The sequence below is a fragment of the Janthinobacterium sp. PSPC3-1 genome (genome assembly GCF_049896105.1).
Classification (GTDB): Bacteria; Pseudomonadota; Gammaproteobacteria; order Burkholderiales; family Burkholderiaceae_D; genus Janthinobacterium.
On the sequence record NZ_JAFCTQ010000011.1, the window covers coordinates 52,511 to 78,161 of the forward strand.

Consider the following 25,651-nt stretch of genomic DNA (forward strand, 5'->3'; position numbering starts at 1 on the left):
AAAAAATGGCGCCCGCAGGCGCCATTCTTTTACCCCCGGCTCAACTGCCAGGTTGACAGCCTGGTGTGAGCGTACATCATGCCACAGTGGCGGCCAGCGGCGTCGGCGTCAATGGTGGCGCGACCAGCGGCGCATTGAATGCAGTCAGCAGGCTGGCCTCCTTCTCTTTCGCCGCCACCAGGTGCCGTTCCTTCACATGGCCATAGCCGCGGATATCCTCCGGGATACTGGCGATCGCCACCGCTTGTGCCAGTTTCGCCGTGGTGAGTTTCGGCAGCAGGCCGCCCACCGTACGGCGATATTCCTCGATCAGCGCGCGCTCCATCTTGCGCTCGGCCGTGTAGCCGAAGATGTCGAAGGTACCGCCGCGCAGGCCTTTCAGCTTGGCCAGCACGCCGAAGGCCTTCATCATCCACGGGCCGAATTCCTTTTTCACCAGGTGGCCCTGGGCATCGGTCTTCGCCATGATCGGCGGCGCCAGGTGGAACTTGAGCTTGATGTCGCCTTCGAACATGGCGGCGATCTTGGCCTGGAACGCGCCGTCCGTGTACAGCCGCGCCACTTCGTACTCGTCCTTGTAGGCCATCAGCTTGTAGAAATAACGCGCCACCGCTTCCGTCAGCCGCAGCTGCGGGCCGTTCAGGGCGCTCTCGGCGGCGCGCACCTGGCCGACGAAGTCCAGGTACTGCTGCGCATAGGCACGGTCCTGGTAGGCCGTCAGCAAGGCCACCCTTTTCTCGATGATGTCGTCGAGCGTGTCGATGCGCTTGAACTCGACCACTTTGGCCGGCGCCGTCATGCGCTGCAGGCTGGCCGTGTCATGGGCGCCCGCGCGGCCCCAGTTGAAGGCGGCCTTGTTGAAGGCCACCGACACATTGTTCAGGTCGATGGCTTTCATGATCGCCGCCTCGCTGAGCGGTACCTTGCCCTTTTGCCAGGCGTAGCCCAGCATGAACATATTGGTGGCGATCGAGTCGCCCATCAGCGCCGTGGCGATCTGGCCCGCGTCGATAAAGTCCACATGGTCCTTGCCGCAGGCTTTTTCGATTTCCATGCGCGCGGAGGCACCGGGGAACTGCCAGTCCGGGTTTTTCACGAACGCCGCCGTCGACGAACTGGTCGAGTTGATCATGGCCCAGCTGCGCCCTTCCCCCATGCGCGACAAGGCGTCGCGGCTGGCGGTGACGATCAAATCGCAGCCGATCACCAGATCGGCCGCGCCGGTGCCGACGCGGGTGGAATGGATATCTTCCTGGCGGTCCGCCAGGCGCACGTGCGACATCACCGGGCCGCCCTTTTGCGCCAGGCCGCTCATGTCGAGCACGGAACAGCCCTTGCCTTCGACGTGGGCCGCCATCGCCAGGATCTGGCCGACGGTGACCACGCCCGTGCCGCCGATGCCGGTGACTAAAATACCGAACGGCTCGGCCGTGGTCGGAATCACGGGTGTCGGCAGGGCCGGAACTTCCGGGCCACCCTGGTCGGCGCTGGCCGCTTTTTTCGGCTTTTTCAGGCCGCCGCCTTCCACCGTGACAAAACTCGGACAGAAACCCGTGGTGCACGAAAAATCCTTGTTGCAGGACGACTGGTTGATCTGGCGCTTGCGGCCCAGCTCGGTTTCCAGCGGTTCCACCGACAGGCAGTTCGATTGCACGGAACAGTCGCCGCAGCCTTCGCAGACGGCTTCGTTGATCACGGCGCGCTTGGCCGGGTCCGGGTATTCATTGCGTTTGCGGCGGCGGCGTTTTTCCGAGGCGCAGGTCTGGTCGTAGATCATGGCCGACACGCCCGGCATGTCGCGCAGTTCGCGCTGCACGTCCATCAGCTCGGAACGGTGGCGCACGGTGACGCCCTCGGCCCAGGCGTAGTCGGACGGATATTTTTCCGGCTCGTCGGTGACGACAATGATGGGGCCCACGCCTTCGGCGGCGATCTGGCGCGAGATAATCGCCGGCGATAACGGCCCGTCGAATTCCTGGCCGCCCGTCATCGCCACCGCGTCATTGAACAGGATTTTATAGGTGATGTTCACCTTGGCCGACACGGCCGCGCGGATCGCCAAAATGCCGGAGTGGAAATACGTGCCGTCACCAAGGTTGGTGAACACGTGCTTTTCATTGGTGAACGGCGCCTGGCCGACCCAGGTCACGCCTTCGGCGCCCATATGGGTAAACGTCGACGTTTCGCGGTCCATCCACAGCACCATATAGTGGCAGCCGATGCCGGCCAGCGCGCGCGAGCCTTCGGGGACTTTAGTCGAACTGTTGTGCGGGCAGCCCGAGCAGAAGAACGGCGTGCGGTCCTTTTGTGGATCGGGTTTCACGCTGATGGCCTTGAGGACGTTTTCCTTCGCTTCCAGGTAGGCGATGCGCTCCTTCACGCGCTGCTCGACCGGATGGCCGGCGTAGTAGCGCGAGATGCGGCTGGCGATCGCGCGCGCAATCATGGCGGGGTTCAGTTCATAGGTGGCCGGCAGCAGCCAGTCGCCGTGGCCGGTGCCCTTCTGGTTGCTCCATTCACCCGTGTCGTCGAACTTGCCGACCACGCGCGGACGCTCGCCATCCTTCAGGTTGTACAGTTCCTCCTTGAGCGCGTATTCGAGGATCTGGCGTTTTTCCTCCACCACCAGGATCTCATCGAGGCCCTTGGCGAACTCGTGCACGCCGTCCGCTTCCAGCGGCCAGGTCATGCCGATCTTGTACAGGCGGATGCCAATATCGGACGCCGTCTGCTCGTCGATGCCGAGATCGGCCAGCGCCTGGCGCGTATCGAGGTAGGATTTGCCGGCGGTAATGATGCCGATGCGCGCTTTCGGGCTGTCCCAGATGATTTTATTGAGCTTGTTGGCGCGCGCGTAGGCCAGCGCGGCATACCATTTGTAGCTGTTCATCCGCACTTCCTGCTCCAGCACGGTGTCCGGCCAGCGGATGTTCAGGCCACCGGCCGGCATTTCGAAGTCTAGCGGCAGGGTGATCTGCACGCGGTCCGGATCGAAGTCGACAGCCGCGCCCGATTCGATAATATCGGTCACGCATTTCATCGATACCCACAGGCCCGTATAGCGGCTCATGGCCCAGGCGTGCAGGCCGTAATCGATATATTCCTGCACCGACGACGGGTACAGCACCGGAATGCCGCAGGCGTTCAGGATATGGTCGGACTGGTGCGCGGTGGACGACGACTTGGCCGCATGGTCGTCGCCGGCCAGCACCAGCACGCCGCCGTGCTTGGCGGAACCTGCGTTGTTGGCGTGCTTGAAGACGTCGCCGCAGCGGTCCACGCCCGGGCCCTTGCCGTACCACATGCCGAACACGCCGTCGTATTTGGCGTCTTCGAACAGATTGGTCTGCTGCGTGCCCCACACGGCCGTGGCCGCCAGGTCTTCATTCAGGCCCGGGTGGAACTTGACGTGGTGTTCGTCCAGGTATTTCTTGGCTTTTACGGCCGTCATGTCGACCGAGGTGACGGGCGAACCGCGGTAGCCGGTGATATAGCCGGCCGTATTGAGGCCCGCTTTCAGGTCGCGTTCGCGCTGCATCATCGGCAGGCGGATCAGCGCCTGCGTGCCGGTCATGAAGGCGCGGCCGCGCTGCAGCGTGTATTTGTCGTTGAGGGAAATATCGGACGCGTGCGCGCCCGGCTCAAGATTCGAGCCCTTGACTGGTGCATTCATTACTTGTCTCCATTATTCTCTGTGCTACGCGTGCAAAGTCGGTTGAACTCACACGTACCGCCATGCCTTGTAAGCGCGACGGTGCGGAAAAATGACTTGTTTGTCGTAGACTACCACAGGAATGCGCGCGGTTCTTTTGCTGCACTGCACTCCCGGGCGGGTGCTTTTTTTATTACTTTTTGTTATTTTTCAAGCGACGCTCGTGTCTTTCAACACGCCGCGTTTGATCTGGTCCAGCTCGATCGATTCGAACAGTAGCGTAGGTCGGGTTAGCCCGCAGGGCGTAACCCGACAAACACCACCGGTAAAAATCAGGCAACGCTCTTGACCTGCAACACCCCGCGCTTGATCTGGTCCAGCTCGATCGATTCGAACAGCGCGCGGAAGTTGCCTTCGCCGAAACCCTGGTCGCCCTTGCGCTGGATAATCTCGAAGAAGATCGGGCCGATCACCGTCTGCGTGAAGATCTGCAGCAGCAGTTCGCGTTCGGTTTCGGTGCTGTGACCGTCGATCAGGATACGCAGACGGCGCAGTTCATCGAGCTGCTCGCCGTGGTTCGGCAGGCGGCGGTTGACCAGTTCGTAATAGGTTTCGATGGTGTCTTGGAAATCGATCCCGGTGTCGCGCATGCCCTGCACCGAGCCGTAGATATTGTCGGTGCCCAGCGCGATATGCTGGATGCCTTCGCCGTGATACTGGTCCAGGTACTCGGCGATCTGCGACTTGTCGTCCGACGATTCATTGATCGGGATGCGGATCTTGCCGCAGGGCGAGGTCATGGCTTTCGACTTGAGACCCGTGTGCTTGCCTTCGATATCGAAATAGCGCACTTCGCGGAAGTTGAACAGGTTTTCATAGAAACCGGCCCATTCCTTCATGCGGCCACGGTGCACATTGTGCGTCAGGTGGTCGATATAGGTCAGGCCATGGCCGACCGGATTGGCGACCGCGCCGGGAATGGCGACAAAATCGACGTCGTAGATGCTGATGTCGCCGATGCCGCCCGGCGCCGCGGCGCCGGCTTTGTCGGCGCCCTTGCCGCGCCAGCGGTCGACGAAGTACAGCAGCGAATCGCCCACGCCCTTGATGGCGGGGATATTCAGCTCCATCGGCCCGGTCTTGTTGTCAAAACCCCAGGCGCCCAGCTCCAGCGCGCGGCGGTACACAAAGGCGGCGTCATCGACGCGGATCGCGATGGCGCATACGGACGGGCCGTGATGGCGGGCAAACCGCTGGGCGAACGAATCCTGTTCCGCGTTGATGATGAAATTGATGTCGCCCTGGCGGTACAGGGTCACATCCTTGTGGCGGTGGCGCGCGATGGCCGTGAAGCCCATGTTCTCGAACAGCTCGCCCAATGCTTTTGGGTCTGGTGCTGCATACTCGACGAACTCGAAACCATCGGTACCCATCGGGTTATCCCAAGGTTGAAATTGCATGATGTCTCCTCCTAGAAGTAGGGCACAGTATAGGCGGGGGCGGCCGGCATTAAATGCCAAAGATCTCCCGAACAACCATGATTTGCGCAATAATATTGCGTGAAACAAGTCCCACGGAGGTACGCATGAGCAAAATTACGCTGGATAAAACCGACCGCAAGATCCTCTCGGTGCTGCAGGCCGACGGCCGGCTGTCAAACCAGGACGTGGCCGAACAGGTCAGCCTGTCACCATCGCCTTGTCTGCGGCGGGTCAAACGGCTGGAGGAAGCGGGCGTGATCCGCCAGTACGTGGCCCTGCTGGACCCTGAAAAGATCGGCCTGGGCCTGTTGGCCTATGTCAATGTGCGGCTGGAAAAGCACAGCGACGCCGCCGCCCATACCCACAGCACGGCGCGCGTGCTGGCGCCCAACCTGGTGACGACCACCTCGCCACGGGCCGATTTCGCGGTGGCCGTGTCGCAATGGCCGGAAGTGGTGGCCTGCTATGCGATGACGGGCGAAATGGATTACCTGCTGCGCGTGCACGTGGAAGACATGGAGCATTTTTCGCGCTTCATGATGGCGACCCTGTTGCGCCATCCGGCCGTGCTGGACGTGAAATCGAGCTTTGCCCTGCAGCGTATCAAGGATACGACCGCCCTGCCCTTATTGTGACGGCGGTTCCTGGGGCTTTTTCTTGCGCCCCGGCAGGCTGTCCCACAGCTTGGACGCGGCGCGCGCATTGGCCTTGAAGGTGTAGTCGAACATGGCGAACTGTTCCTGCACCGCTTCCTGCAGCATGCTGCTGGGGTTGGGCGGCAGCAATTTTAGATAGGCATCGGCTTCGCCATACTCTCGCTGGATTTCCATGCCCGCCTTCTTGGCGATATGCATCATCGTCTTGTTGGACGACAAGCAATGCATGTACAGCGTATCGACATCGTTGTTGCGGCAGTGAATCGCCGCCCGCTCGAACAGCTTCGAGCCCACGCCCATGCCGCGCATCGATTTCGACACCGACACGCCGAACTCGGCCACCTGCTCCTTGGTCGTCACCACGCTTTTCGCGGGCGACTTGTCTTTCGGCGCAAACGCCAGGTGGCCCACGCCGACCAGCTTGAAGGTGCTGCTGTAGACGCCGTAGACCATATCGCGCGAAAAATCCATCTTCTGCACATATTGCGCCACCAGCTCGTCGGGCAGGGAACTGCCGAAGCGCAGCAGGCGGTCGCTCTTTTCCAGCGACAAGAAGTGTTTCATCATCCGGCGCCGGTCGCGCTCGTGCAGCTGCTTGACCAGCACCGCCGGACGCGCATCACCGGTTTTTTGCAGCCAGCGGCGAAACGGATTCTGGAACAGTTTCGGCAGGGTCATGGCACTTCCCGGCTGCTGATCACGTTGCTGACGGCTTCCACGCGCGCGGCATGAATGACTTGCGGGATACGTCTCGGTTCCTGTGCGCAGCCCAGCGCCAGCGCACCCGCATCGACGCCGCGCACGGCCGCCAGCATCGCTTGCAGCCAGGCGGACTGCGGAAAAGCCCGGTCCCGAGTCACTCGCGCAGCACATTCGACCGCCTGCAGCATCTGCACAAAACGCTGCGGCTTGCGCAGGCCGTCGCAGCGCTCGCACAAACTGACCAGTTCTTCCGCGCTCAAGGCCAGCGCATTTTCGATAACAAGCTGCTCGCGCGCCGCCATCACCGCCAGCTCGCGGCAGTCGTTCGGCACGCGCAGGCGCTCGCCCAATGTATTGATGTGTACCACCGGCACCGCCAGCATCAGCACGGCAAAGCGCACGCACAGTTCATGGCCTTCGGCGGCTGCGCGGTCGATCACCTGCAACAGACGGTCATTGACGGTCAGCTCGGGCAGTATGCGCGCCAGGGCGCCGCAGTCCTGCAGCACCGTCAGCATGCGCGACGGCTGCGCTTCCATCAAGCCCTTCGCCACCTCCTGCCAGACGCGCTCGGCCACCAGCGCATCGACTTCGCCCTGCGCCACCATGCCGCGCATCAGCGCCAGGGTAGCGGGCGCCACCGTAAAATCGCCGAAGCGGGCGGCAAAGCGGGCCAGGCGCAGCACGCGCACCGGGTCTTCGCCAAAGGCGTCGGAGACGTGCCTGAACACTTTATTATGGATATCGTCGACGCCGCCAAACGGATCGCTCAACTGGCCGTCTTCGTCGCGGGCAATCGCATTGATGGTCAGATCGCGCCGCACCAGGTCGTCTTCCAGCGACACGTCGGGCGCCGCATGGAAGACAAAGCCCCGGTAGCCGGGCGCCGTCTTGCGCTCGGTGCGGGCCAGTGCGTATTCCTCCTGGGTCTGCGGGTGCAGGAACACAGGAAAATCCTTGCCGACCGGCCGGAAGCCCTTGCGCAGCATCTGCTCCGGCGTGGCGCCCACCACCACATGGTCATGGTCCTTGACCGGCAAGCCCAGCAAGGCGTCGCGCACGGCGCCGCCGACCGTATAAATCTTCATCTCAGGCACAGTCCCGCTTAATCCGGCAAATCGGCATCATGCTTGGCCGCCACTTCCGTCTCGGCCAGCGCTTCCGTGATCCAGCGTGCCACGGCCGGGTGCGCCTGCACGCGCTCGCAATACGCGTTCAGGGCTGGCGCCAGCGACACGCCATAGGTACGGAAGCGCATTACGACGGGCGCGAAATAGGCGTCGGCAATCGAGAACTCGCCGAACAGGAACTGATGGTGGCCGAAACGCGACAGGCACTCTTCCCAGATTTCGCTGATGCGGCCGATATCGGCCTGGGCACCCGGCGTGCGGCCTCGGCCCGGCAGGTGCGCCTTGATATGCATGGACATATCGTTGCGCAGGTCCGTAAAACCCGAATGCATTTCGGCGCAGATGCAGCGTGCCATGGCGCGCGCGGCCACGTCCTGCGGCCACAGGTGTTTGTCCGGAAACTGTTCGGCCAGGTATTCGCAAATGGCCAGGCTGTCCCAGATGGTGATCTCGCCGGCCAGCAGCACGGGTACGCGGCCGCAGGCCGAATATTCGGCGATCTTGCTCGACGTATCTTTCTGGTCGAGCAGCACGCGTACTTCCTGGAACGCAATGCCGAAGGCGTGCAGCGCCACCCACGGCCGCATCGACCAGGACGAATAATTCTTGTTGCCGATAATAAGGGTCAGGCCGGGCTCGCGCGCGCTGGACAGGGCTTGCTTCAGGCTGGGGTCAAGGACGGTGGTTTGCATGATCGGCTGTCGGTTAGTGAGATTAAGGCAAATCGGCGGCAATCGCGCTGTTTTTCGGACCCACCGTACCCAGGCGGGCCTTCAGCGACTGCGGGCTCTTTTCAAACAGGGCCGCATAATAAGTGGCGTTGGACATCACGTTTTTCACGTAGGTGCGCGTTTCCGTGTACGGAATGGTTTCGGCAAACACGGCCCCTTCCAGCGGGCGCGTCATGGTGGCGCGCCAGATGCGCAGCCGGCCCGGGCCGGCGTTATAGGCGGCGCTGGCCAGCACTTGCGAGCCATCGAGGCCACCCAATACCATGTTCAGGTAATTGGTACCCAGCAACACGTTGGTGCGCACATCGCTGAGCGTTTCCGTGACGAAATCGCTCAAGCCGATCTTCTTGGCCACATAGCGGGCCGTCGACGGCATCACCTGCATCAGGCCGGAAGCGCCCACATGCGACTGGGCATCCATGATAAAGCGCGATTCCTGGCGGATCAGGCCATACACCCAGGCCTTGTCCAGGCCCAGGGTCTGCGTGGCCGGATGCATCACGTCGTCGTGCGGCGTCGGGTAGCGCTGCGTATAGTCCACTTCCAGGCGCGTGCGGTCCGAGGTGTTGACCATGCGGTCGAGCACATTGTTCTGGCGCGCAAATTCGGCGGCCGCCAGGTGCTGGCGGTCCGTCATCGAGCGCAATTCCCAGTTCCATTCGCGCGTACCCTCGAAACGCAGGCGCATATTGAAAAATTTCAGCGCGCGCTGCAGGCCCGGATTGGCGGCCATGGCGGCGATTTCCGCCGGGCTGACCGGCTGGCCCGGTGGCGGCAGCACCAGATGGTTGCCCAGCTCTTCATTGGCCAGCAAGCCATAGAAATTCGACTGGTCATTGATGCTGCGGTACAGCTTGTCGGCCTGGGCGTTGGCACGGCCCGGGGTTTCCGCCTGCAAGGAGCGCGCCAGCCAGTAGACCCAGGCCGGGTCCTGGCGCAGGGACGTCGGCATGGCCTGGATGGTCGATTTCACCAGCGGCCAGTTGCCTTCACGCAGGGCGATCCTTGTCTTCCACTGCAGTTGTTCCTGGGTCAGCGGCGCACCGCTGGACTTCTGCCAGTATTCCAGCGCTTCCGGCGCCAGCGAATACGAGGCCTGCAAGGCCAGGCTGGCCCAGCCTATCGCCTGTTCCTGCGCCGTCAGCCGGGACAGGTTTTTTTGCAGCGCCACCACGCCCAGTTTCAGCGTGCTCCTGGCCATGCGGCCCACGGCCACCAGGTACATTTCATGGTCGGCACGGCTGTCGCCCGGGCCCTTGGCCAGCACCAGCGCCGGCAGGTCGATCGCCTGCGCCATTTTCGCGTCCGAGGCGCCCAGCAGCAGCGCGATGCGGCGCGCCGGGCCGGTGGCGTTGCTCTGGCCGGCCAGGCGGATCTGCGCCCATAAATCGTTGCTGTCGAACTGCCCGCTTTGCGCCAGCGCCGTGATCAGGCTGCCACACGCTTCGCCATAACCGGGCGGCGAGAGCAACAGGTTGCGCGCCTCGTCCGCCACTTTCTGGCCCTTGGCCACGCGCGACATCAGCGCATAGCATTTCAGCTGGGTATCGTCATCGAGCGCGAACTGCGGATATTGTTCATCGAAAATCACCCAGTTGCGCTGGCGGCCCAGTTCCAGCAGCCAGTCGTTGCGGAAACGGTCGGCGATCGCGCTGCCCTTGTAGCGGGCCAGGTAATCGCGAAATTGCGCTTCGGAGAGCTGCCGGATGCGCGGTTTCAGCCGATAATAGTCGACATAGGAGGGCACCTGGTAATTGGCCAGGCGGCCGGCATAAAAATCGACCTTCTCGAGATCGTCCTTGCGCGCGGCGTCGCGCAGCAGCAGGAAAGCGTCATCTTCGCTGCGCGTATCGGGGACGGCCGGATTGACTGGGGTGGCGGCCTGGGCAAATGCGGCCAGGGGTGTGAAGGCGGATGCAACACACAGCATCGTACCGGCAATCCATTTCAGTGGGGAAATCAATGTACGACTCTCAATGTAGGCTTGATGGTGATATGAATAGCGACCCTAGAATAACATGCGATCCGGCCAGCTCGCCACCCATTGCTCTACAGGAAAAGGCCAGCCTGCGCAAAGCCCTGCTGGCGACCCGCCGCGCCCTGCCCGAAGCCGTCCGTAGGCAGTGGGATGCGGCCATCGCACAGCGCCTGCTGGCATGGTGTGCAACTGAAAACATTGCCGAACTTGCCGTCTACTGGCCCCTCCATGGCGAACCCGACCTGCATGCCGCCTACGCCGAACTCAACACGCGTGGCGTGGCATTGAGCCTGCCGGTGGTACTGGAAAAGCATGCGCCGCTGGCGTTTACAAGCTGGACGCCGGGCGAGCTCATGGTCAAGGACGGCATGGGCGTGGCCGTGCCGGCCGAGCTGCGCTTGCGGACCGCCCCGGCGACCCTGCTGGTACCGTGCCTGGGTTTCAATCCGGAGCGCTACCGGCTCGGTTATGGCGGCGGTTACTATGACCGCACGCTGGAACAGGCGCCGCGCCCGCGTACCCTGGGCATCGCCTATGGCTGCCTGCAGGCGCAGTTTGCCAGCGGCCCATATGACATCGCCCTCGATCACATCGTGACCGAGGGCGATCTGCTCTGAAGAAATCAGAACGGGATTACTTGACCAGCCGCTGCCACAAGGCGGTGGTGGGCGCCGCCTGGTTCATGCTATAGAAATGCAAGCCCGGCGCGCCGCCTTCGAGCAGGCGTTCGCACAAGCCGGTCACCACGTCCAGACCAAACGCCTTGATCGAGGCGCTGTCATCGCCAAAGCTGGCCAGTTTCAAGCGCACCCAGCGTGGAATTTCCGCGCCGCACATATCCGAAAAGCGCATCAGCTGCGTGTAGTTCGTGATCGGCATGATGCCGGCCACGATGGGCACGTTGATGCCCAGCTTCTGGGTCTGCTCGACAAACTGGAAATACGCGTCGGCATTGTAGAAGTACTGGGTAATCGCCGCATCGGCGCCGGCCTGCACCTTGCGCGCAAACGCCTGCAGGTCGTCCTGCGGCGAACGCGCCTGCGGGTGCACTTCGGGATAGGCCGCCACTTCGATATGGAAATGGTCGCCCGTCTCGGTACGGATGAATTCCACCAGTTCGTTGGCATAACGGAACTCGCCCGAGGCGCCATAGCCGCTCGGCAAGTCGCCACGCAAGGCGACGATGCGGCTCACGCCAGCGGCCTTGAAGTCGGCCAGCACGGCGCGAATCGACTCGCGCGAACCGCCGACGCAGGACAGGTGCGGTGCGGCTTCTTCGCCGGCCGCCAGGATCTCGCGCACGGTGTCCAGCGTGCCCTGCTGCGTGGTGCCGCCGGCGCCGAAGGTCACCGAAAAATACTTCGGCTGCAATTCGGACAGCTTGGCGCGCGTGACGCGCAATTTTTCCGCCCCTTCCGGGGTTTTCGGCGGGAAAAACTCAATACTGAAGTTATGGGTTGCCATCGCTTTTACTCAAAAGTAAGGTCGACAAGGCCCAGGAAATGATGCTGTACAGAATGGCGCCACCCACGGCCGACCAGAAACTGGCGACATGGAAGCCATCGACCACTTGCGCCACCAGCCAGAACAGGAAGCCGTTGATAATCAGGATAAACAATCCCAGCGACAAGAATGTTACCGGCAAGGTCAGCAGGACCAGCAAGGGACGGATCAGCGCATTGACCAGCCCCAGCAAGGCAGCGGCCAGCAGCGCAGTCCAGCCGCTGCTCATGGTGATCGAATGCATCAGGTAAGGCACGGCAAACAAGGCTGCCGCATTGATAAACCAGATCAGAAGCAAGCGCATTTCTTTAGCCTGTCAAAAGAAGAGTCAGGCCGGCGGCGGGCGCCGGCCCCGGGAGGGTGATGTACAGCCCAACCTACCGATTAGTAGCGGTAGTGTTCCGGCTTGTAAGGGCCTTCTTGACGCACGCCGATGTAAGCAGCTTGCTCTTCAGTCAGTTCCGTCAGCTGTGCATTCAACTTTTTGAGTTGCAGGCGCGCGACTTTTTCATCGAGGTGTTTCGGCAAGGTGTAGACGCCGACCGGGTAGTTGGCCGTGTTGGCGTACAGTTCGATCTGGGCGATCGTCTGGTTGGCGAACGACGAACTCATCACGTACGACGGGTGACCGGTACCGCAACCGAGGTTGACCAGGCGGCCTTCGGCCAGCAGGATGATGCGGCGGCCCGACGGGAAGATGATGTGGTCGACTTGCGGCTTGATGTTTTCCCACTCGTATTGCTTGAGCGAGGCGACGTCGATTTCATTGTCGAAGTGACCAATGTTGCAGACGATGGCCTGGTCTTTCATGCGCGTCAGGTGATCGTGCGTCAGGATATGGTAGTTGCCGGTGCAGGTGACAAAGATGTCGCCGTGTTCGCAGGCGTAATCCATGGTCACCACGCGGTAGCCTTCCATCGCCGCCTGCAGGGCGCAGATCGGATCGACTTCCGTCACCCATACTTGCGCCGACAGCGCGCGCATGGCCTGGGCCGAACCCTTGCCGACGTCGCCATAACCGGCGATCACGGCAACCTTGCCGGCGATCATCACGTCGGTGGCGCGCTTGATGCCGTCGACCAGCGATTCGCGGCAGCCGTACAGATTGTCGAATTTCGACTTGGTGACGGAGTCGTTGACGTTGATCGCAGGGAAGGCCAGCTTGCCTTCTTTATGCATCTGGTACAGGCGGTGCACGCCGGTGGTGGTTTCTTCGGTCACGCCGAGGATTTCCGGCAGGCGCTTCGAGTACCAGGTGGCATCGACGGCCAGGCGCTGCTTGATCGAGTTGTACAGGCAGATCTCTTCTTCCGAGGTCGGGTTCGACAGCACGGAAGCATCGCTCTCGGCGCGCACGCCCAGGTGCAGCAGCAGGGTCGCGTCGCCGCCATCGTCGAGGATCATGTTCGAGTAGACCGCCTTGCCGTCGACCGAAGGCCATTCGAAGATGCGGTGCGTGTATTCCCAGTAGTCGTCCAGCGACTCGCCCTTGACGGCGAATACCGGCGTGCCGGCGGCGGCGATGGCGGCGGCGGCGTGGTCTTGCGTGGAATAGATGTTGCACGACGCCCAGCGCACTTGCGCGCCCAGTGCTTCCAGGGTCTGGATCAGCACGGCGGTCTGGATGGTCATGTGGATGGAACCGGTGATGCGCGCGCCCTTCAATGGCTGCGCTGCCGCGAATTCCTCGCGGATGGCCATCAGGCCAGGCATTTCCGTTTCAGCAATCTTGATTTCTTTGTCGCCCCATGCGGCCAAGGTGATATCGGCGATGGTGTAGTCGTGTTGCGATTTGAGTACGGCGTTCATCACGCCCTCCTTTCAGTTGTGAAAAAGGTACGTGAGCGCAGTTGCAGGATATTCCGAGCCTGGCGAATTTCTTCGTCGCAACGCTCCTCGGACGCCGGATTTTAACATTGTCAAGGTCGGCGCGCCAATCAAATTCGCGCCACTTGTCAGACTGCAATGCCAGCACCCAAGTCGCCAGCACTGGCTCTCGGGCCAAGCGTGGCCGAAAAATGTCGAGGGCAAGGCGCAGCGACGCAGACAGTACGAATGTACGGCAAGGAAGCTGCAACGCCGCCATCGGCATTTTCTCGGGCCTGCGTCTCCGGCCCGCTGGATTTAACGTCGAAAGCACCCCAAAGCAAGTGCTCTCTCACGCATTGAAAGGGCTTTACTTCAGGCCAGCCGCATCACGCAACAGGGCGACCTTGTCGGTACGCTCCCACGTGAATTCCGGCTCTTCGCGGCCGAAGTGGCCGTAGGCGGCGCTCTTCTGGTAGATCGGGCGCAGCAGGTCCAGCATCTGCACGATGCCTTTCGGACGCAGGTCAAAGTGAGCCAGCACCAGTTTCGCGATTTCCGCGTCGGGAATCACGCCCGTGCCTTCGGTATAGACGGTGATATTGATCGGCTTGGCCACGCCGATGGCGTAGCTGACCTGCACCTGGCACTGGCGCGCCAGGCCGGCGGCGACGATGTTTTTCGCCACGTAGCGGGCGGCGTAGGCGGCCGAACGGTCGACTTTCGAGGGGTCCTTGCCCGAGAACGCGCCGCCGCCGTGCGGGGCCGCGCCACCGTAGGTGTCGACGATGATCTTGCGGCCGGTCAGGCCACAATCGCCTTGCGGGCCGCCGATGACGAAGCGGCCGGTCGGGTTGACGAGGAATTTGGTTTCCGTCAGCCACTCGCGCGGCAAAATCGGCTTGATGATTTCCTCGATCACGGCTTCTTCGATCTGCGCATGCGTCATTTCCGGCGCATGCTGGGTCGACAGCACCACCGTGTGCACGCCGACAGGGCGGCCGTCGACATAGCGCAAGGTCACTTGCGATTTCGCGTCCGGACGCAGCCATGGCAGGCGGCCATCCTTGCGCAATTGCGACTGGCGCTCGACCAGACGGTGCGCGTAGTGGATGGCGGCGGGCATCAGCTCGGCCGTTTCATCGCAGGCGTAGCCGAACATCAGGCCCTGGTCGCCGGCGCCCTGGTCGAGGTCGATGCCGGCACCTTCATCGACGCCTTGCGCGATGTCCGGCGACTGCTTGTCGTAGGCCACCAGCACGGCGCAACCCTTGTAGTCGATGCCGTATTCGGTGTTGTCGTAACCGATGCGTTTGATGGTCTCGCGCGCAACTTGAATATAATCCACATTGGCGTGGGTGGTAATTTCACCCGCCAGCACCACCAGGCCGGTGTTGCACAGCGTTTCGGCGGCCACGCGGGCGTTCGGGTCCTGGGTCAGGATGGCGTCGAGAATGGCGTCGGAAATTTGATCGGCAACCTTGTCGGGGTGGCCTTCCGAGACGGATTCGGACGTGAAGAGATAATCGTTGGACATGCAAGCTCCTGTTTACTATGTGAATGTTCTGTCGCAGTAAAGAGGATTTGCCTGCGACGCTTTAGCGATATTTATATTCCGCTTCGCAAGTTGTCTATTAACTCAGCGGATACTACAACGTGGTATTTTACGCTTCTTAAAAAATTTTGGCAGTGCAACACGCCATACTTTAGAAACAGATCATTCATGCTCGTCCCCATCTTCCGCTTTTTATCGCTGTTTCCCCTGCCCTTTCTGCATGCGCTTGGCGCTGCGATGGGCTGGGTGATTTACGCCATTTCACCGTCCTACCGCCGCCGCATGCGCGAGAACATGCAAGGTGCGGGGTTTTCGCAACACTTGCATGCGGCCGTGGCCGAAGCGGGCAAGAGCGTGCTGGAACTGCCCTTTATCTGGTGCGCGCCAGCCGAACGCGTGGCGCGCCATGCGACGGTGGAAAACTGGGAACTGGTCGAGCGGGCGCTGGCGCATGGCCGCGGCATCGTGTTCCTGACGCCTCACCTGGGCTGCTTTGAAATCGTCGCCCAGCAGATCGCCCTGCGCACGGCGCTGACCGTGATGTACCGCCCGCCCAAGCGCGCCGCGCTGAAACCGCTGATCGAAGGCGCGCGCGCGCGTGAAAACCTGATGCTGGCGCCGGCCAATATGTCGGGCGTGCGCATCTTTGCCAAATGTCTGAAAAAAGGCCAGCCGATCGGCCTGCTGCCCGACCAGGTGCCGCAGGAAGGCGAAGGCGTGTGGGCCGAGTTCTTTGGCCGCCAGGCCTACACCATGACCCTGCCGGCCAAGCTGGCGCAGATGGGCGGCGCCGAAGTGATCATCACCTATGCCGAGCGCCTGCCGGGCGGACGCGGCTACCGCGTGCACTTCGTGCCGTTTACGGAGTCGCTCGACGGCAGTTCGGCCGAACAGGCGCGCACCATCAATGCCGCGATGGAACAACTGATCGCGCGCAGCCCGGCCCAGTACCTGTGGAGCTACAACCGCTTCAAGGTGCCGCGCGGCGCACCGCCGCCGACCGCCAGGCCACCGGCGGCGGCCACGGACGGAGCACCATCATGAGGCTGCTGATCGGCTTCATGTGGCTGCTGCACTGGCTGCCGCTGCCCATCCTGGGCCGCTTCGGCGCCGGCATCGGCAATATTTTGTTCCTGGTCATGGGGCCGCGGCGCGAGATCGCCCTGACCAACTTGCGCCTGTGCATGCCGGAACTGACGGAACAACAGCGGCGAACCCTGGCGCGCCAGCATTTCCAGGCCTATTCGCGCAGCGTGTGGGAACGCAGCATTTTGTGGTGGGCCTCGGAAGCGCGCCTGAACCGCCTGATCAAAAAGGTGCCGGCGTTTCCCGGCCAGCAGATCACCAGCAAGCCGACCATTTTGCTGTGTCCGCATTTTGTCTGCCTGGATGTGGCTGGCGCCGCCACCGCGATGGAAATCGAAGCGTCGTCGATGTATGTGCAGCAAAAGAACGCCGTGTTCGACAAGGCCTTGCGCGATGGCCGCTCGCGCTTCAAGCCATCGCGGCTGTTTACGCGCCAGGACGGCATCAAGACCATCTTGCGCGCGCTGCGCGACGGCCTGCCCTATTTCATGCTGCCGGACATGGATTTCGGTGAAAAAGACGCCGAGTTCGTGCCCTTCTTCGGCGTGCCGGCCGCCACCCTGACGGCCACCGCGCGCCTGGCGATGGCGGCCCGCGCGCAGGTGATCCCCGTGATCGCCACCTTTTTACCCAATTACCAGGGCTGGCAGGTGACCTATTACCCGGCCTGGGACGATTATCCGGGCGATGACATCACGGCCGCCACGCGCCGCATGAACGAATTCATCGAGGAGCGCGTGCGCGAGGCGCCGGCCGAATATTTCTGGACCCACAAACGCTTCAAGACGCGTCCCGCAGGCGAAGCCTCGTTCTATCACCAGCAAAAACCAGACTGAACAGCATGAAACTGAACTTTACCAAGATGCACGGCGCCGGCAATGACTTCATCGTCATCGACGCCATCAGCCAGCAGATCGATTTCACGCCGGCACAATGGCAGCGTCTGGCCGACCGCCGTTTCGGCATCGGCGCCGACCAGATCCTGGTGGTGGAAAAAGCCCGCCTGCCCGGCTGCGACTTCCGCTACCGCATCTACAACAACGATGGCGGCGAAGTGGAACAGTGCGGCAACGGCGCGCGCGCGTTTGTCAAATTCGTCAGCGAAAAAGGCTTGTCCGCCAAAAGCAGCATCAGCGTGGAAACCATGGCCGGCGTGATCGCGCCACGCCTGGAACTCGACGGCAGCATTACGGTCGACATGGGCGCGCCGGTGCTGGAACCTGCGCTGGTGCCGTTCGATGCCAGCGGCCTGGATGGCGTGCAGCAAGGCGACGACACCATCTGGCCGCTGGACCTGGCGCTGCCGGGGCAGGATGCCACGGTGCTGGTGTCGGTGGTATCGATGGGCAACCCGCACGCGGTGCAGGTGGTCGGCGATGTCGATGCCGAGTCGCTGGAGCTGTCCGGCCCCCTGATCGAACACCATCCACGCTTTCCGCGCAGGGTCAACGCCGGCTACATGCAGGTGATCGACCGCCATCATGTGAAGTTGCGCGTGTATGAACGGGGCGCCGGCGAAACCCTGGCCTGCGGCACCGGCGCCTGCGCCGCCGCCGTGGCCGGCATCTTGCGCGGCCTGCTCGACTCGCCCGTGCGCATCAGCGCGCGCGGCGGTGAACTGTCGATCGCCTGGCAAGGACCGGGCCAGCCGGTCCTGATGACAGGGCCGGCGGTGACGGTTTTCGAAGGCCAGATCGAGGTGTAAATTCAGGCCGCCAGGAACTGCTGTTCCGGCGGCGCGTCGAGTTCCGCCAGATAGCATTTCAGGCGGTACAGGCGCTGCCGGTAATTGCCCTCCGGGCCGTCGATACCGCAATCGACGCGCTCGAACACGCGCAGCACCTGGTCCAGCACCTGGCGTTCCTGCGCCGAGCGGATCAGCACCAGGCGCCGCTTGCCGCGGCCATGCGTGGCGCTGATATCGATCAGCAAACAATGCCCCTGGTCGGCCGCATGCACGTCGAGCAGCAGCGCTTCGGCGCGCGTCAGGTGAAAGCAGCACGCCAGCGCCATGCGCCCTGCCAGCAAAGGCTGGCTTTGATCGAGTTCGCGCCTGAGCGCAGGGCTGTGCGCGCCGGCAAACTGGCCCCACTCGCCCGGCTCGGCGCGCGGCGCGATTTTCGCCAGCACCGCTTCGGCCTCGCCGCTGCCTTGCGACTGTGCCTGCAACAGCCAGTAGGCGGCGCGCACGTCGCTGTTGATGCCTTCGCGGCGGTTACGCCAGGCGTGCATGCCGCATTCGAGCTGGGCCGGTCCGTGGCCCAGGTCGGCTGCCCGCTCCAGGCAGCAATGCGCTTCGACCACATTACGCTGGGAAAATTCGGGTTTGGTATAAATGCGCGACAGCACGAACCAGGCTTCGGCCAGGCCCTGTTCGCCGGCTTGCGTCAGCCAGCGCACGGCACGCTTGAAATTGGCCGCGCCGTTGCGCGCGGCCAATTTGCGGCCATGGGCGTCCATGCGCGCATAACCGAGGCCCAGTTCCAGCTGCGAGGCCCGGTCGCCAGCATGCGCCGCCAGCTCGCAGCACTGCCAGCTCTCGGTGCCGCCGGTGGGCGCCAGCGCCTGCGCGCAGCGCGACAAGAGCAATACTTGCCCTGGCGTCAAGCTGATGCTGCGCGCGCCATGGATCGCCTGGCGCTGCAACAATTCCCGCGCCAGCGGCATCGCATGCGTGAGGAAGCCGGCCTGGTCGCCCGACAGCCAGGCCTGCTCCAGCCAGGCGTCGCCGCCGCGCTGTTGCGCCTGGTCCTGCGCGCCATCCTGCCGCGACAGCAGCCACAGCGCATCGGGCAAACCGGCCCGGGCGGCCGCTTCCAGCCCCAGCCGGGCCTTGGCGCGCACCGCCTCGCAGTGGTTGGCGCAGTCGGCCAGCACCAGTTGCGCCAGCACCAGGCCGGCTTGCGCCAGGCCGGCATCAAACGCCTGTTGATAATAGGGGATGAGTGCCTTGGCCGCCGCTTGCGCCAGCTCGAAAGGCACATGCGTGCCGATCAACAAGCACGCTTCCTCGCTGCCTTCCTGCGCCGCGCGCGCCAGCCAATGCAAGGCCGTCGGCACGCTTTTCGGCACGCCGTGGCCAAACAGATACACTCTTCCCAGCGCCAGTTGGCAAACGACGTCGCCCGCACGCGCTCCCTTGATCAATCCTAAAATTTCGCGATTTGCCATCGATTCTCTATATTGAGTCAATGATTCTAATAATCTGCTGTCTCCTGGCTTGCTACGGCACGGCGCGTCCAAAAACGCTGTCATGTCATGCAAACTGTTACATAGTGTAACTTCCTTGCGTGCCAAATCCGCTACGGGACAAAGGAAAATTGATTAGACACAATATTTTCTTCGCTTGCGCGCAGCCCCGACGGCATCAATGATGGCGCGGCAAGAGGGAGCGACAGCACTTATTCGCACACACGGCAAAAACCCGGCGTTACGAAAATACAACAGCGCAGGCTGCTTGCCAGGCTTTCCACCAATTTTTTCATCCATATTTGACCAATCCCACACGTGCGCCGCGCCGAGGACTTAAGGTTGACTCATCGAAACGCGGCAATCAGCGCCTTTCACTCTGCTCGGATCTCTGACGGAAACCACTTTAACTAGGGAAAAAGACATGAAAAAATCACTCGTTGCCCTCGCACTGTTCGGCGCCTTTGCCGCCACTGCGCAAGCACAATCGTCCGTGCAAATCTACGGCACCATCGATGCCGGCCTGGGCAAGACGACCGGTTCAAGCGCAGCCGTCACCAAGCGCGACAACAACAAACTGGGTTTCAAGGGTACGGAAGATCTGGGCAATGGCCTGAAAGCTATTTTCCAACTGGAAATTCGCTATGAATCCGACACCGGCACGCTGGAAAGCAACAGCCGTCCGCTGTTCCAGGGTCAAAGCCGCGTCGGCCTGCAAGGCGACTTCGGTACCGTCCGCCTGGGCCGTGGCCTGACCGCCTTCCAGGAGTCGGTCACCGCGTTCGAACCATGGTCGGGCATGCCGACGAAAGCCGGCTTCCAGACCGACCTGCAAGTAGCTGGCTACACCAGTGATCCGCTGAGCGCGCCAGGCAACTCGCAAAACCGTTTCTCGAACGCCGTGTTCTACAACTCGCCAGTGTTCAGCGGTTTCCAGTTCAACGCCACCGTCGCCGCCAAGGAAGCGAACAGCAACGCTATCGTCAATACCTCAGTACGCAACCTGATCAGCAACCCGAACGGCAACTTCGCCGTGCCAGCCAACGTCGTTCCAGCATCGAACCCGTACTCGATGTCGCTCACCTATAACTACGGCCAGTTCGCTGCCATGGGCGCCTACGAGCGTAATGGTTTGCAAGCCAAACTCTGGTCGGTTGCAGCATCGTTCAACGTGGCGCCAGAACTGAAACTGATGGCGTCGTACCAGAATCAGGATGACGGCAACTTCAAGATCGTCAATACCGATACCAAGGCATGGGTATTGGGCATGAACTATGACGTGGGCCCTGGCAAGATTCGTGCTGGTTACGGTCAGAAAACGCCAGACGGCGTGGTCAAGACCAAACAGGCATCGCTGGGCTATGACTACAATCTGTCGAAACGCACCTACGTCTACGCTGATATTTCGAACAAGAAACTGGCCAACTACTCGGCCGTCGGCGGCGTCTATTCCGGCAACTATAATGTTTCGCGCACCGACAATTACGTCGGCATCGGCTTGCATCACAACTTCTGATGACCTGAGCCGCCACGCCTGACCGGCGGCAGGGACATGGAATACAAAGCGGCATGGGCAACCATGCCGCTTTTTTCATGGCCGCGCGCTGTTGAACCGTATCACGGCGCGCTGTCGGTTAGAATCAGGCGATTTCCATGACTACTGATTGCATCCATCAATGACCGCACCACTCGACTCAAGCACCGTCGCCCAGTATCTGAGCGAGCATCCGAACTTTTTCGAAGAACACACCAGCCTGCTCGGTGAGGTCAAGCTGAGCAGCCCGATCACGGGCCGCACCATCTCGCTGCAGGAACGCCAGATGGAAGTGATGCGCGACAAGTACAAGGCGCTCGAGCTGCGCATGTCCAACCTCAGCCGCGTGGCCCAGGAAAACGGCGCCATCGCCAATAAATTCCACGGCTGGAACCAGGCCATGTTGCAGGTGCGCGAAGACGGCGCCATGCCGCGCGTGCTGGTCGACGCCCTGCAAAGCCATTTCGACGTGCCCCACGCCAGCCTGCGGCTGTGGCAGCTGGCGCCCGACTTCGCCGACGCCTGGTATGCCCAGGACGTGACGGCCGATGTGCGCATGTTCGCCAATGGCCTGCAAACCCCGTATTGCGGCAGCAACCGCGATTTCGAAGCCGTGCACTGGCTGCAGTCGGACAAGATCGCATCAACCGTGATGATCGCCTTGCGTGCGCCGGGCGGCAGCGGCACCTTCGGCCTGCTGGTGCTGGGCTCGCCCGACAGCGAGCGGTTTACCGCCAGCATGGGCACCGATTTCCTGGTGCATATCGGCGCCACCGCCAGCGCCGCGCTGGCCGCCTTGCGCGCCACGCCGTAACACGCCATGAGCCTGTCGCGCAGCAAGGCCGAGTGGCTGGACGCCTGGCTGGCCCAGCTGGCAACCCAGCGCAAGCTGTCGCCGCACACCGTGGCGGCCTACGGGCGCGACCTGCGCGAATTGCTGGCGCTGAGCGGCGATCTAGCCTGGCAGGCGCTGGCGCATCAGGAAGTGCGCCGCTATACCTCGAAACTGCACGCCAGCGGCCTGGAGCCGCGCTCGATCGCCCGCAAGCTGTCGTCCTGGCGCGGCTTTTTCGACTGGCTGGCCGGCGAGACGGCGATAGCCGCCAATCCGGTCGACGGCATCCGCGCGCCAAAACGGTCAAAAACCTTGCCGAAAGCCCTGTCGGTGGACGACGCTGTGCGCCTGGTCGCGCCCGCGCCGCACCAGGAGGGCAAGGCGGAGCTTGAAGAACTGTGCAGCCGCGCCATGTTCGAACTGCTGTATTCGAGCGGCCTGCGCGTGTCCGAGCTGACCAGCCTCGACACCCATTACCGCAAGGCCGACGCGCATGGTCCTGTGTCGCTGGGCTGGGTCGACATGGCCAGCTTCGAAGTGGTGGTCACCGGCAAGGGCGACAAGATGCGCAAGGTGCCTGTCGGCAAGGCCGCCCTGGTGGCCCTGTCAAGCTGGCTGGCGGTGCGCCCGCCCCCGCTCGACGGCAGCGCGGCGCTGTTCCTGAGCACGCGCGGCACGCGCATCTCGCCGCGCGTGCTGCAGTTGCGCCTGAAAGCCCATGCGCTGGCCACCGGCATTCCCGCCAATGTGCATCCGCACGTGCTGCGCCACTCGTTCGCCTCGCATGTGCTGCAATCGTCGGGCGACCTGCGCGCGGTGCAGGAAATGCTGGGGCACTCGAGCATCACTTCGACCCAGGTCTATACGGCGCTCGACTTCCAGCATCTGTCGGAGGTGTACGACAAGACGCATCCGCGCGCCAAGGTCAAATAGCGGGCCGCCAGTTGCTGGTGTGATCCATATCAAGCCGATTCCGCCGCATTTGCAAGCATTTGTAAAATTCCGGCATAATCGTCCGGATACGCCCGCTGGCAGGCGGCAACACCGACTCACCGCACAGGTACTCTACATGGCAATGATCCCCGCTACCATCCTCACCGGCTTTTTGGGCGCCGGCAAAACCACTTTGTTGAATCGCATCTTGCAGGAAGACCACGGCATGCGCATCGCCGTGATCGAAAATGAATTTGGCCAGGAAAACATCGACAATGAAATCCTGGTGCAGGACAGTAGCGAACAGATCATTGAAATGAACAACGGCTGCATCTGCTGCACCGTGCGCGGCGACCTGATCGTGGCGCTGACGGCGCTGGCGCAAAAGCGCGATGCGGGCACCTTGTCGTTCGACCGCGTCGTCATCGAAACAACGGGCCTGGCCAATCCGGGCCCGGTGGCGCAGACTTTTTTTGTCGATGAAGAGGTGGGCAGCCATTACATGCTGGACGCCATCATCACCGTGGTCGACGCGCGCCACGCGATGCAGCAACTGGACGATTACGAGGAAGCGCAGCGGCAAGTGGGCTTTGCCGACAAGCTGCTGCTGTCGAAAACCGACCTGGTCAACGTAGACGAGCTGGACATCCTGAGCCGCCGCCTGAAACGCATCAATCCGCGCGCGCCGATAGCCAAAGTCGATTTCGGCCGCGCGCCGCTGGCCGAAGTGCTCGACATCCGCGGCTTCAACCTGAACGAAAAGCTGGAACTGGATCCGGATTTCCTGGCCACCGAAACGGCGCACGTCCATGATCACGACCATCCTCACGACCATGGGCATGGGCACGCGCATGATGAACACAAGCATGAGCACGGCGACGCCTGCGCCACCGATTGCGGCCATGCCGACCACCACCATGCCCATCACAGCGATGATATCGCCGCCTTTGTCTTCAAGAGCACGCAACCGTTCGACAGCGCCAAGCTCGATGAATTCCTCGGTGGCCTGGTGCAGGTGTATGGTCCGCGCATGCTGCGCTACAAGGGGGTATTGCTGATGCAGGGCGCCGAACGCAAGGTGGTGTTCCAGGGCGTGCACCAGCTGATGGGCAGCGACCTGGGCGCCAAATGGGGCGAGGGAGAAGTGCGCGGCAGCAAAATGGTGTTTATTGGCAAAAATCTACCAAAAGATATTTTTATTCGCGGACTCGAACAATGTTTGGTATAAACTAGCCGGGTTTTGCGATTTACCCATTGCAAACAGGCAAGTAAAAGGGTTAGTCAAGCATGCTTTCCCGCCGTCCGCAGGCAAACTTGCCGGAATAAACCGAGACGGGGCGACAGATGATCGCTCCGGCAACAAATCGGGATGGCAATATACCGAAAAGCGTGCCAAAATCAGCGACGAAAACGGCCCCTGTCGTGAGCCTGTCATGAAAGGCTGGCAAACTGCCGATGGCCGCACGCCAGGCATGAAACCGATCCACCCAACACGCCCGTCAACGCGCATAGAGCGAGACTGGATAAAGCGGTAAAAAGTTATCAACATGGCATTATGGCCGGACGGCAGTCCTGGCCTGTGCCGGCAAGCCAAGGTCGCAAGCAGTACATCCGGACAGTAATGCCCAGCGGAACCTGTACAGTTGCTCGGCATCGCCGCATCAACTGATCAATTTGAAAACTCTGTCGTATCGAAGGTAAGCGAAGTCATGACCAAAACTAATAAATCGACCCCGGCCGCCAATCAGGACATCCCCGTCATCAGCGAAGAAGCGATTCGCGCCATGAGCGAGGATGACTACATGAATCCGGCACAACTGGCATTCTTCAAGGCGCGCCTGCAACAGCTGGAAAAAGAGCTGCTGAAAAACGCCGGCGAAACCACCGAACACCTGCGCGAAACCGTGCTCGTGCCCGATCCGGCCGACCGCGCCACCATCGAGGAAGAGCATGCGCTGGAACTGCGCACGCGCGACCGCGAGCGCAAATTGCTGAAAAAAGTGCAGCAATCGATCGCCAGCATCGACGGCGGCGACTATGGCTGGTGCGAAGAAACGGGCGAGCCGATCGGCATTCCGCGCCTGATCGCGCGCCCCACCGCCACCCTGTCGCTGGAAGCCCAGCAACGGCGCGAACTGAAACAGAAACTGTACGGCGACTGATTATTGCCTTGCATTGATGCAGGAAAAAAGCATGCAGCCACGGCCGCATGCTTTTTTTTCGTCCCGGCCCCGACCGTTGCCGTATCGCTTGCAATTGCCTGATCCATCCCCACGTTTGAGCCATCGGCGCGCAATGACGCCATTCCGCGCGCATCTGCAGCACACTTTTTGAGGTCACTATGGAACAATTTCACGGCACCACCATCCTCTGCGTACGGCGCGGCAAGCAAGTGGCCCTCGGCGGCGACGGCCAGGTCACCCTGGGCAATATCGTCATGAAGGGCACGGCCCGCAAGGTGCGCAAGCTGTACCAGGGCAAGGTCCTGGTCGGCTTTGCCGGCGGCACCGCCGACGCCTTCACCCTGCTCGACCGCTTCGAGGGCAAGCTGGAAAAACACCAGGGCAATCTGCTGCGCGCCTCGGTCGAGCTGGCCAAGGACTGGCGCACCGACCGCGTGCTGCGCCGCCTCGAAGCCATGCTGCTGGTGGCCGACAGCGAGTCGACCCTGGTGATCACCGGTAACGGCGACGTGCTGGAACCGGAAGACGGCATCGGCGCCATCGGTTCGGGCGGCACCTACGCCCAGTCGGCCGCCAAGGCGCTGCAGGAAAACACGGACTTGTCGCCGGCCGAAGTGGTCAAGAAATCGCTGACCATCGCCGCCGAGCTCTGCATTTACACAAACATGTCGCACATTATCGAGACTTTGGATTAAGT

22 protein-coding genes and 1 riboswitch are annotated in these 25,651 nt (G+C 62.1%); of the genes, 11 read left to right on the forward strand and 11 right to left on the reverse strand.

From position 1 onward, the window contains the following. Positions 1-76: 76 nt before the first annotated feature. Complete coding sequence (locus tag ACP7B7_RS13770) at positions 77-3,673, reverse strand: indolepyruvate ferredoxin oxidoreductase family protein (protein WP_426077023.1); 3,597 nt, start codon at positions 3,671-3,673, stop codon at positions 77-79. A 311-nt stretch (positions 3,674-3,984) separates the two neighbouring features. Next, positions 3,985-5,112: a 4-hydroxyphenylpyruvate dioxygenase gene (gene hppD, locus ACP7B7_RS13775; protein WP_308923479.1), complete on the reverse strand. Its 1,128-nt coding sequence runs from the start codon at positions 5,110-5,112 to the stop codon at positions 3,985-3,987. A gap of 125 nt (positions 5,113-5,237) precedes the next feature. Here hppD and ACP7B7_RS13780 point away from each other — a divergent pair, with 125 nt between their 5' ends. Further along, positions 5,238-5,768: an Lrp/AsnC family transcriptional regulator gene (locus tag ACP7B7_RS13780; RefSeq protein ID WP_308923478.1), complete on the forward strand. Its 531-nt coding sequence runs from the start codon at positions 5,238-5,240 to the stop codon at positions 5,766-5,768. On the opposite strand, the gene ACP7B7_RS13785 is transcribed toward ACP7B7_RS13780, so the two are convergent. From ACP7B7_RS13785 to ACP7B7_RS13800, 4 genes are read right to left on the reverse strand one after another with little or no spacing between them, the layout of a single operon-like run. Further along, complete coding sequence (locus ACP7B7_RS13785) at positions 5,760-6,467, reverse strand: GNAT family N-acetyltransferase (RefSeq protein WP_308923477.1); 708 nt, start codon at positions 6,465-6,467, stop codon at positions 5,760-5,762. The two genes, ACP7B7_RS13780 and ACP7B7_RS13785, sit on opposite strands and share 9 nt — an antisense overlap. Further along, the gene (locus tag ACP7B7_RS13790) at positions 6,464-7,579 is read right to left on the reverse strand and encodes a multifunctional CCA tRNA nucleotidyl transferase/2'3'-cyclic phosphodiesterase/2'nucleotidase/phosphatase (RefSeq protein WP_308923476.1); all 1,116 of its coding nucleotides are present in this window, start codon (positions 7,577-7,579) and stop codon (positions 6,464-6,466) included. The genes ACP7B7_RS13785 and ACP7B7_RS13790 overlap by 4 nt, the downstream gene beginning before the upstream one ends. A 17-nt stretch (positions 7,580-7,596) precedes the next feature. Further along, positions 7,597-8,313: a glutathione S-transferase family protein gene (locus ACP7B7_RS13795; protein ID WP_308923475.1), complete on the reverse strand. Its 717-nt coding sequence runs from the start codon at positions 8,311-8,313 to the stop codon at positions 7,597-7,599. A gap of 22 nt (positions 8,314-8,335) precedes the next feature. Continuing rightward, positions 8,336-10,282 carry a lytic transglycosylase domain-containing protein gene (locus ACP7B7_RS13800; RefSeq protein ID WP_308923474.1) on the reverse strand — a complete coding sequence of 649 codons (1,947 nt, stop codon included), beginning with the start codon at positions 10,280-10,282 and terminating at the stop codon, positions 8,336-8,338. Positions 10,283-10,347: 65 nt separating this feature from the next. On the opposite strand from ACP7B7_RS13800, the gene ACP7B7_RS13805 reads away from it, so the two are divergent. Next, complete coding sequence (locus ACP7B7_RS13805) at positions 10,348-10,947, forward strand: 5-formyltetrahydrofolate cyclo-ligase (protein ID WP_308923473.1); 600 nt, start codon at positions 10,348-10,350, stop codon at positions 10,945-10,947. A 16-nt stretch (positions 10,948-10,963) separates the two neighbouring features. Here ACP7B7_RS13805 and metF read toward each other — a convergent pair whose 3' ends face one another. The 4 genes from metF to metK form a co-directional block, all read right to left on the reverse strand. Next, complete coding sequence (gene metF / locus ACP7B7_RS13810) at positions 10,964-11,794, reverse strand: methylenetetrahydrofolate reductase [NAD(P)H] (protein ID WP_426077024.1); 831 nt, start codon at positions 11,792-11,794, stop codon at positions 10,964-10,966. After that, positions 11,781-12,137 (reverse strand): phage holin family protein, encoded by a 357-nt coding sequence (locus ACP7B7_RS13815; protein ID WP_426077025.1) that lies wholly within the window; start codon positions 12,135-12,137, stop codon positions 11,781-11,783. Before ACP7B7_RS13815 ends, metF begins: the two co-directional genes overlap by 14 nt. 80 nt (positions 12,138-12,217) lie before the next feature. Beyond that, entirely contained in the window at positions 12,218-13,642 is a 1,425-nt protein-coding gene (ahcY, locus tag ACP7B7_RS13820) for an adenosylhomocysteinase (RefSeq protein ID WP_426077026.1), read from the reverse strand. A gap of 26 nt (positions 13,643-13,668) precedes the next feature. Further along, positions 13,669-13,736: riboswitch (S-adenosyl-L-homocysteine riboswitch) on the reverse strand. Between the two features lie 273 nt (positions 13,737-14,009). Continuing rightward, positions 14,010-15,176, reverse strand: a complete 1,167-nt coding sequence (gene metK / locus ACP7B7_RS13825) for a methionine adenosyltransferase (RefSeq protein ID WP_308923469.1) — start codon at positions 15,174-15,176, stop codon at positions 14,010-14,012. A 186-nt stretch (positions 15,177-15,362) separates the two neighbouring features. On the opposite strand from metK, the gene ACP7B7_RS13830 reads away from it, so the two are divergent. From ACP7B7_RS13830 to dapF, 3 genes are read left to right on the forward strand one after another with little or no spacing between them, the layout of a single operon-like run. Beyond that, positions 15,363-16,238, forward strand: coding sequence for a lysophospholipid acyltransferase family protein (locus ACP7B7_RS13830; protein ID WP_426077027.1), 876 nt, complete (start codon positions 15,363-15,365; stop codon positions 16,236-16,238). Further along, the gene (locus tag ACP7B7_RS13835; RefSeq protein ID WP_426077028.1) at positions 16,235-17,116 is read left to right on the forward strand and encodes a lipid A biosynthesis acyltransferase; all 882 of its coding nucleotides are present in this window, start codon (positions 16,235-16,237) and stop codon (positions 17,114-17,116) included. The genes ACP7B7_RS13830 and ACP7B7_RS13835 overlap by 4 nt, the downstream gene beginning before the upstream one ends. Before the next feature lie 5 nt (positions 17,117-17,121). Continuing rightward, positions 17,122-17,985: a diaminopimelate epimerase gene (gene dapF, locus ACP7B7_RS13840; protein WP_426077029.1), complete on the forward strand. Its 864-nt coding sequence runs from the start codon at positions 17,122-17,124 to the stop codon at positions 17,983-17,985. Positions 17,986-17,987: 2 nt separating this feature from the next. Here the strand turns inward: dapF and ACP7B7_RS13845 are convergent, their stop codons facing one another. Then, positions 17,988-19,451, reverse strand: coding sequence for a hypothetical protein (locus ACP7B7_RS13845; RefSeq protein ID WP_426077030.1), 1,464 nt, complete (start codon positions 19,449-19,451; stop codon positions 17,988-17,990). 442 nt (positions 19,452-19,893) lie between these two features. On the opposite strand from ACP7B7_RS13845, the gene ACP7B7_RS13850 reads away from it, so the two are divergent. From ACP7B7_RS13850 to hslV, 6 genes are all read left to right on the forward strand, one after another. Further along, positions 19,894-20,985, forward strand: coding sequence for a porin (locus tag ACP7B7_RS13850; RefSeq protein ID WP_308923464.1), 1,092 nt, complete (start codon positions 19,894-19,896; stop codon positions 20,983-20,985). A gap of 160 nt (positions 20,986-21,145) precedes the next feature. Further along, a complete protein-coding gene (locus ACP7B7_RS13855) occupies positions 21,146-21,817 on the forward strand; it encodes a DUF484 family protein (protein ID WP_426077031.1) in 672 nt (223 codons plus the stop codon). A 6-nt stretch (positions 21,818-21,823) separates the two neighbouring features. After that, a complete protein-coding gene (locus ACP7B7_RS13860; RefSeq protein ID WP_426077032.1) occupies positions 21,824-22,771 on the forward strand; it encodes a tyrosine recombinase XerC in 948 nt (315 codons plus the stop codon). Between the two features lie 136 nt (positions 22,772-22,907). Further along, entirely contained in the window at positions 22,908-23,999 is a 1,092-nt protein-coding gene (locus tag ACP7B7_RS13865) for a CobW family GTP-binding protein (RefSeq protein WP_426077033.1), read from the forward strand. Between the two features lie 481 nt (positions 24,000-24,480). Continuing rightward, the gene (gene dksA / locus ACP7B7_RS13870) at positions 24,481-24,933 is read left to right on the forward strand and encodes an RNA polymerase-binding protein DksA (protein ID WP_308923460.1); all 453 of its coding nucleotides are present in this window, start codon (positions 24,481-24,483) and stop codon (positions 24,931-24,933) included. A 179-nt stretch (positions 24,934-25,112) separates the two neighbouring features. Further along, on the forward strand, positions 25,113-25,649 hold the full coding sequence (gene hslV / locus ACP7B7_RS13875) for an ATP-dependent protease subunit HslV (protein WP_010394217.1): 537 nt from the start codon (positions 25,113-25,115) through the stop codon (positions 25,647-25,649). Positions 25,650-25,651: the final 2 nt, after the last annotated feature.

What these genes read in the sequence shown, in the direction of transcription:
- ACP7B7_RS13830 (WP_426077027.1), top strand. Translation starts at nt 15,363, where the DNA reads ATGCTCGTCCCCATCTTCCGCTTTTTATCGCTGTTTCCCCTGCCCTTT.
- ACP7B7_RS13805 (WP_308923473.1), top strand. Translation starts at nt 10,348, where the DNA reads ATGAATAGCGACCCTAGAATAACATGCGATCCGGCCAGCTCGCCACCC.
- ACP7B7_RS13770 (WP_426077023.1), bottom strand. Translation starts at nt 3,673, where the DNA reads ATGAATGCACCAGTCAAGGGCTCGAATCTTGAGCCGGGCGCGCACGCG.
- ACP7B7_RS13815 (WP_426077025.1), bottom strand. Translation starts at nt 12,137, where the DNA reads ATGCGCTTGCTTCTGATCTGGTTTATCAATGCGGCAGCCTTGTTTGCC.
- dksA (WP_308923460.1), top strand. Translation starts at nt 24,481, where the DNA reads ATGACCAAAACTAATAAATCGACCCCGGCCGCCAATCAGGACATCCCC.
- ACP7B7_RS13860 (WP_426077032.1), top strand. Translation starts at nt 21,824, where the DNA reads ATGAGCCTGTCGCGCAGCAAGGCCGAGTGGCTGGACGCCTGGCTGGCC.
- ACP7B7_RS13850 (WP_308923464.1), top strand. Translation starts at nt 19,894, where the DNA reads ATGAAAAAATCACTCGTTGCCCTCGCACTGTTCGGCGCCTTTGCCGCC.
- ACP7B7_RS13780 (WP_308923478.1), top strand. Translation starts at nt 5,238, where the DNA reads ATGAGCAAAATTACGCTGGATAAAACCGACCGCAAGATCCTCTCGGTG.
- hslV (WP_010394217.1), top strand. Translation starts at nt 25,113, where the DNA reads ATGGAACAATTTCACGGCACCACCATCCTCTGCGTACGGCGCGGCAAG.
- ACP7B7_RS13795 (WP_308923475.1), bottom strand. Translation starts at nt 8,313, where the DNA reads ATGCAAACCACCGTCCTTGACCCCAGCCTGAAGCAAGCCCTGTCCAGC.
- ACP7B7_RS13865 (WP_426077033.1), top strand. Translation starts at nt 22,908, where the DNA reads ATGGCAATGATCCCCGCTACCATCCTCACCGGCTTTTTGGGCGCCGGC.
- ACP7B7_RS13835 (WP_426077028.1), top strand. Translation starts at nt 16,235, where the DNA reads ATGAGGCTGCTGATCGGCTTCATGTGGCTGCTGCACTGGCTGCCGCTG.
- hppD (WP_308923479.1), bottom strand. Translation starts at nt 5,112, where the DNA reads ATGCAATTTCAACCTTGGGATAACCCGATGGGTACCGATGGTTTCGAG.
- ACP7B7_RS13845 (WP_426077030.1), bottom strand. Translation starts at nt 19,451, where the DNA reads ATGGCAAATCGCGAAATTTTAGGATTGATCAAGGGAGCGCGTGCGGGC.
- ACP7B7_RS13800 (WP_308923474.1), bottom strand. Translation starts at nt 10,282, where the DNA reads ATGCTGTGTGTTGCATCCGCCTTCACACCCCTGGCCGCATTTGCCCAG.
- ACP7B7_RS13785 (WP_308923477.1), bottom strand. Translation starts at nt 6,467, where the DNA reads ATGACCCTGCCGAAACTGTTCCAGAATCCGTTTCGCCGCTGGCTGCAA.
- metK (WP_308923469.1), bottom strand. Translation starts at nt 15,176, where the DNA reads ATGTCCAACGATTATCTCTTCACGTCCGAATCCGTCTCGGAAGGCCAC.
- ACP7B7_RS13790 (WP_308923476.1), bottom strand. Translation starts at nt 7,579, where the DNA reads ATGAAGATTTATACGGTCGGCGGCGCCGTGCGCGACGCCTTGCTGGGC.
- ahcY (WP_426077026.1), bottom strand. Translation starts at nt 13,642, where the DNA reads ATGAACGCCGTACTCAAATCGCAACACGACTACACCATCGCCGATATC.
- dapF (WP_426077029.1), top strand. Translation starts at nt 17,122, where the DNA reads ATGAAACTGAACTTTACCAAGATGCACGGCGCCGGCAATGACTTCATC.
- ACP7B7_RS13855 (WP_426077031.1), top strand. Translation starts at nt 21,146, where the DNA reads ATGACCGCACCACTCGACTCAAGCACCGTCGCCCAGTATCTGAGCGAG.
- metF (WP_426077024.1), bottom strand. Translation starts at nt 11,794, where the DNA reads ATGGCAACCCATAACTTCAGTATTGAGTTTTTCCCGCCGAAAACCCCG.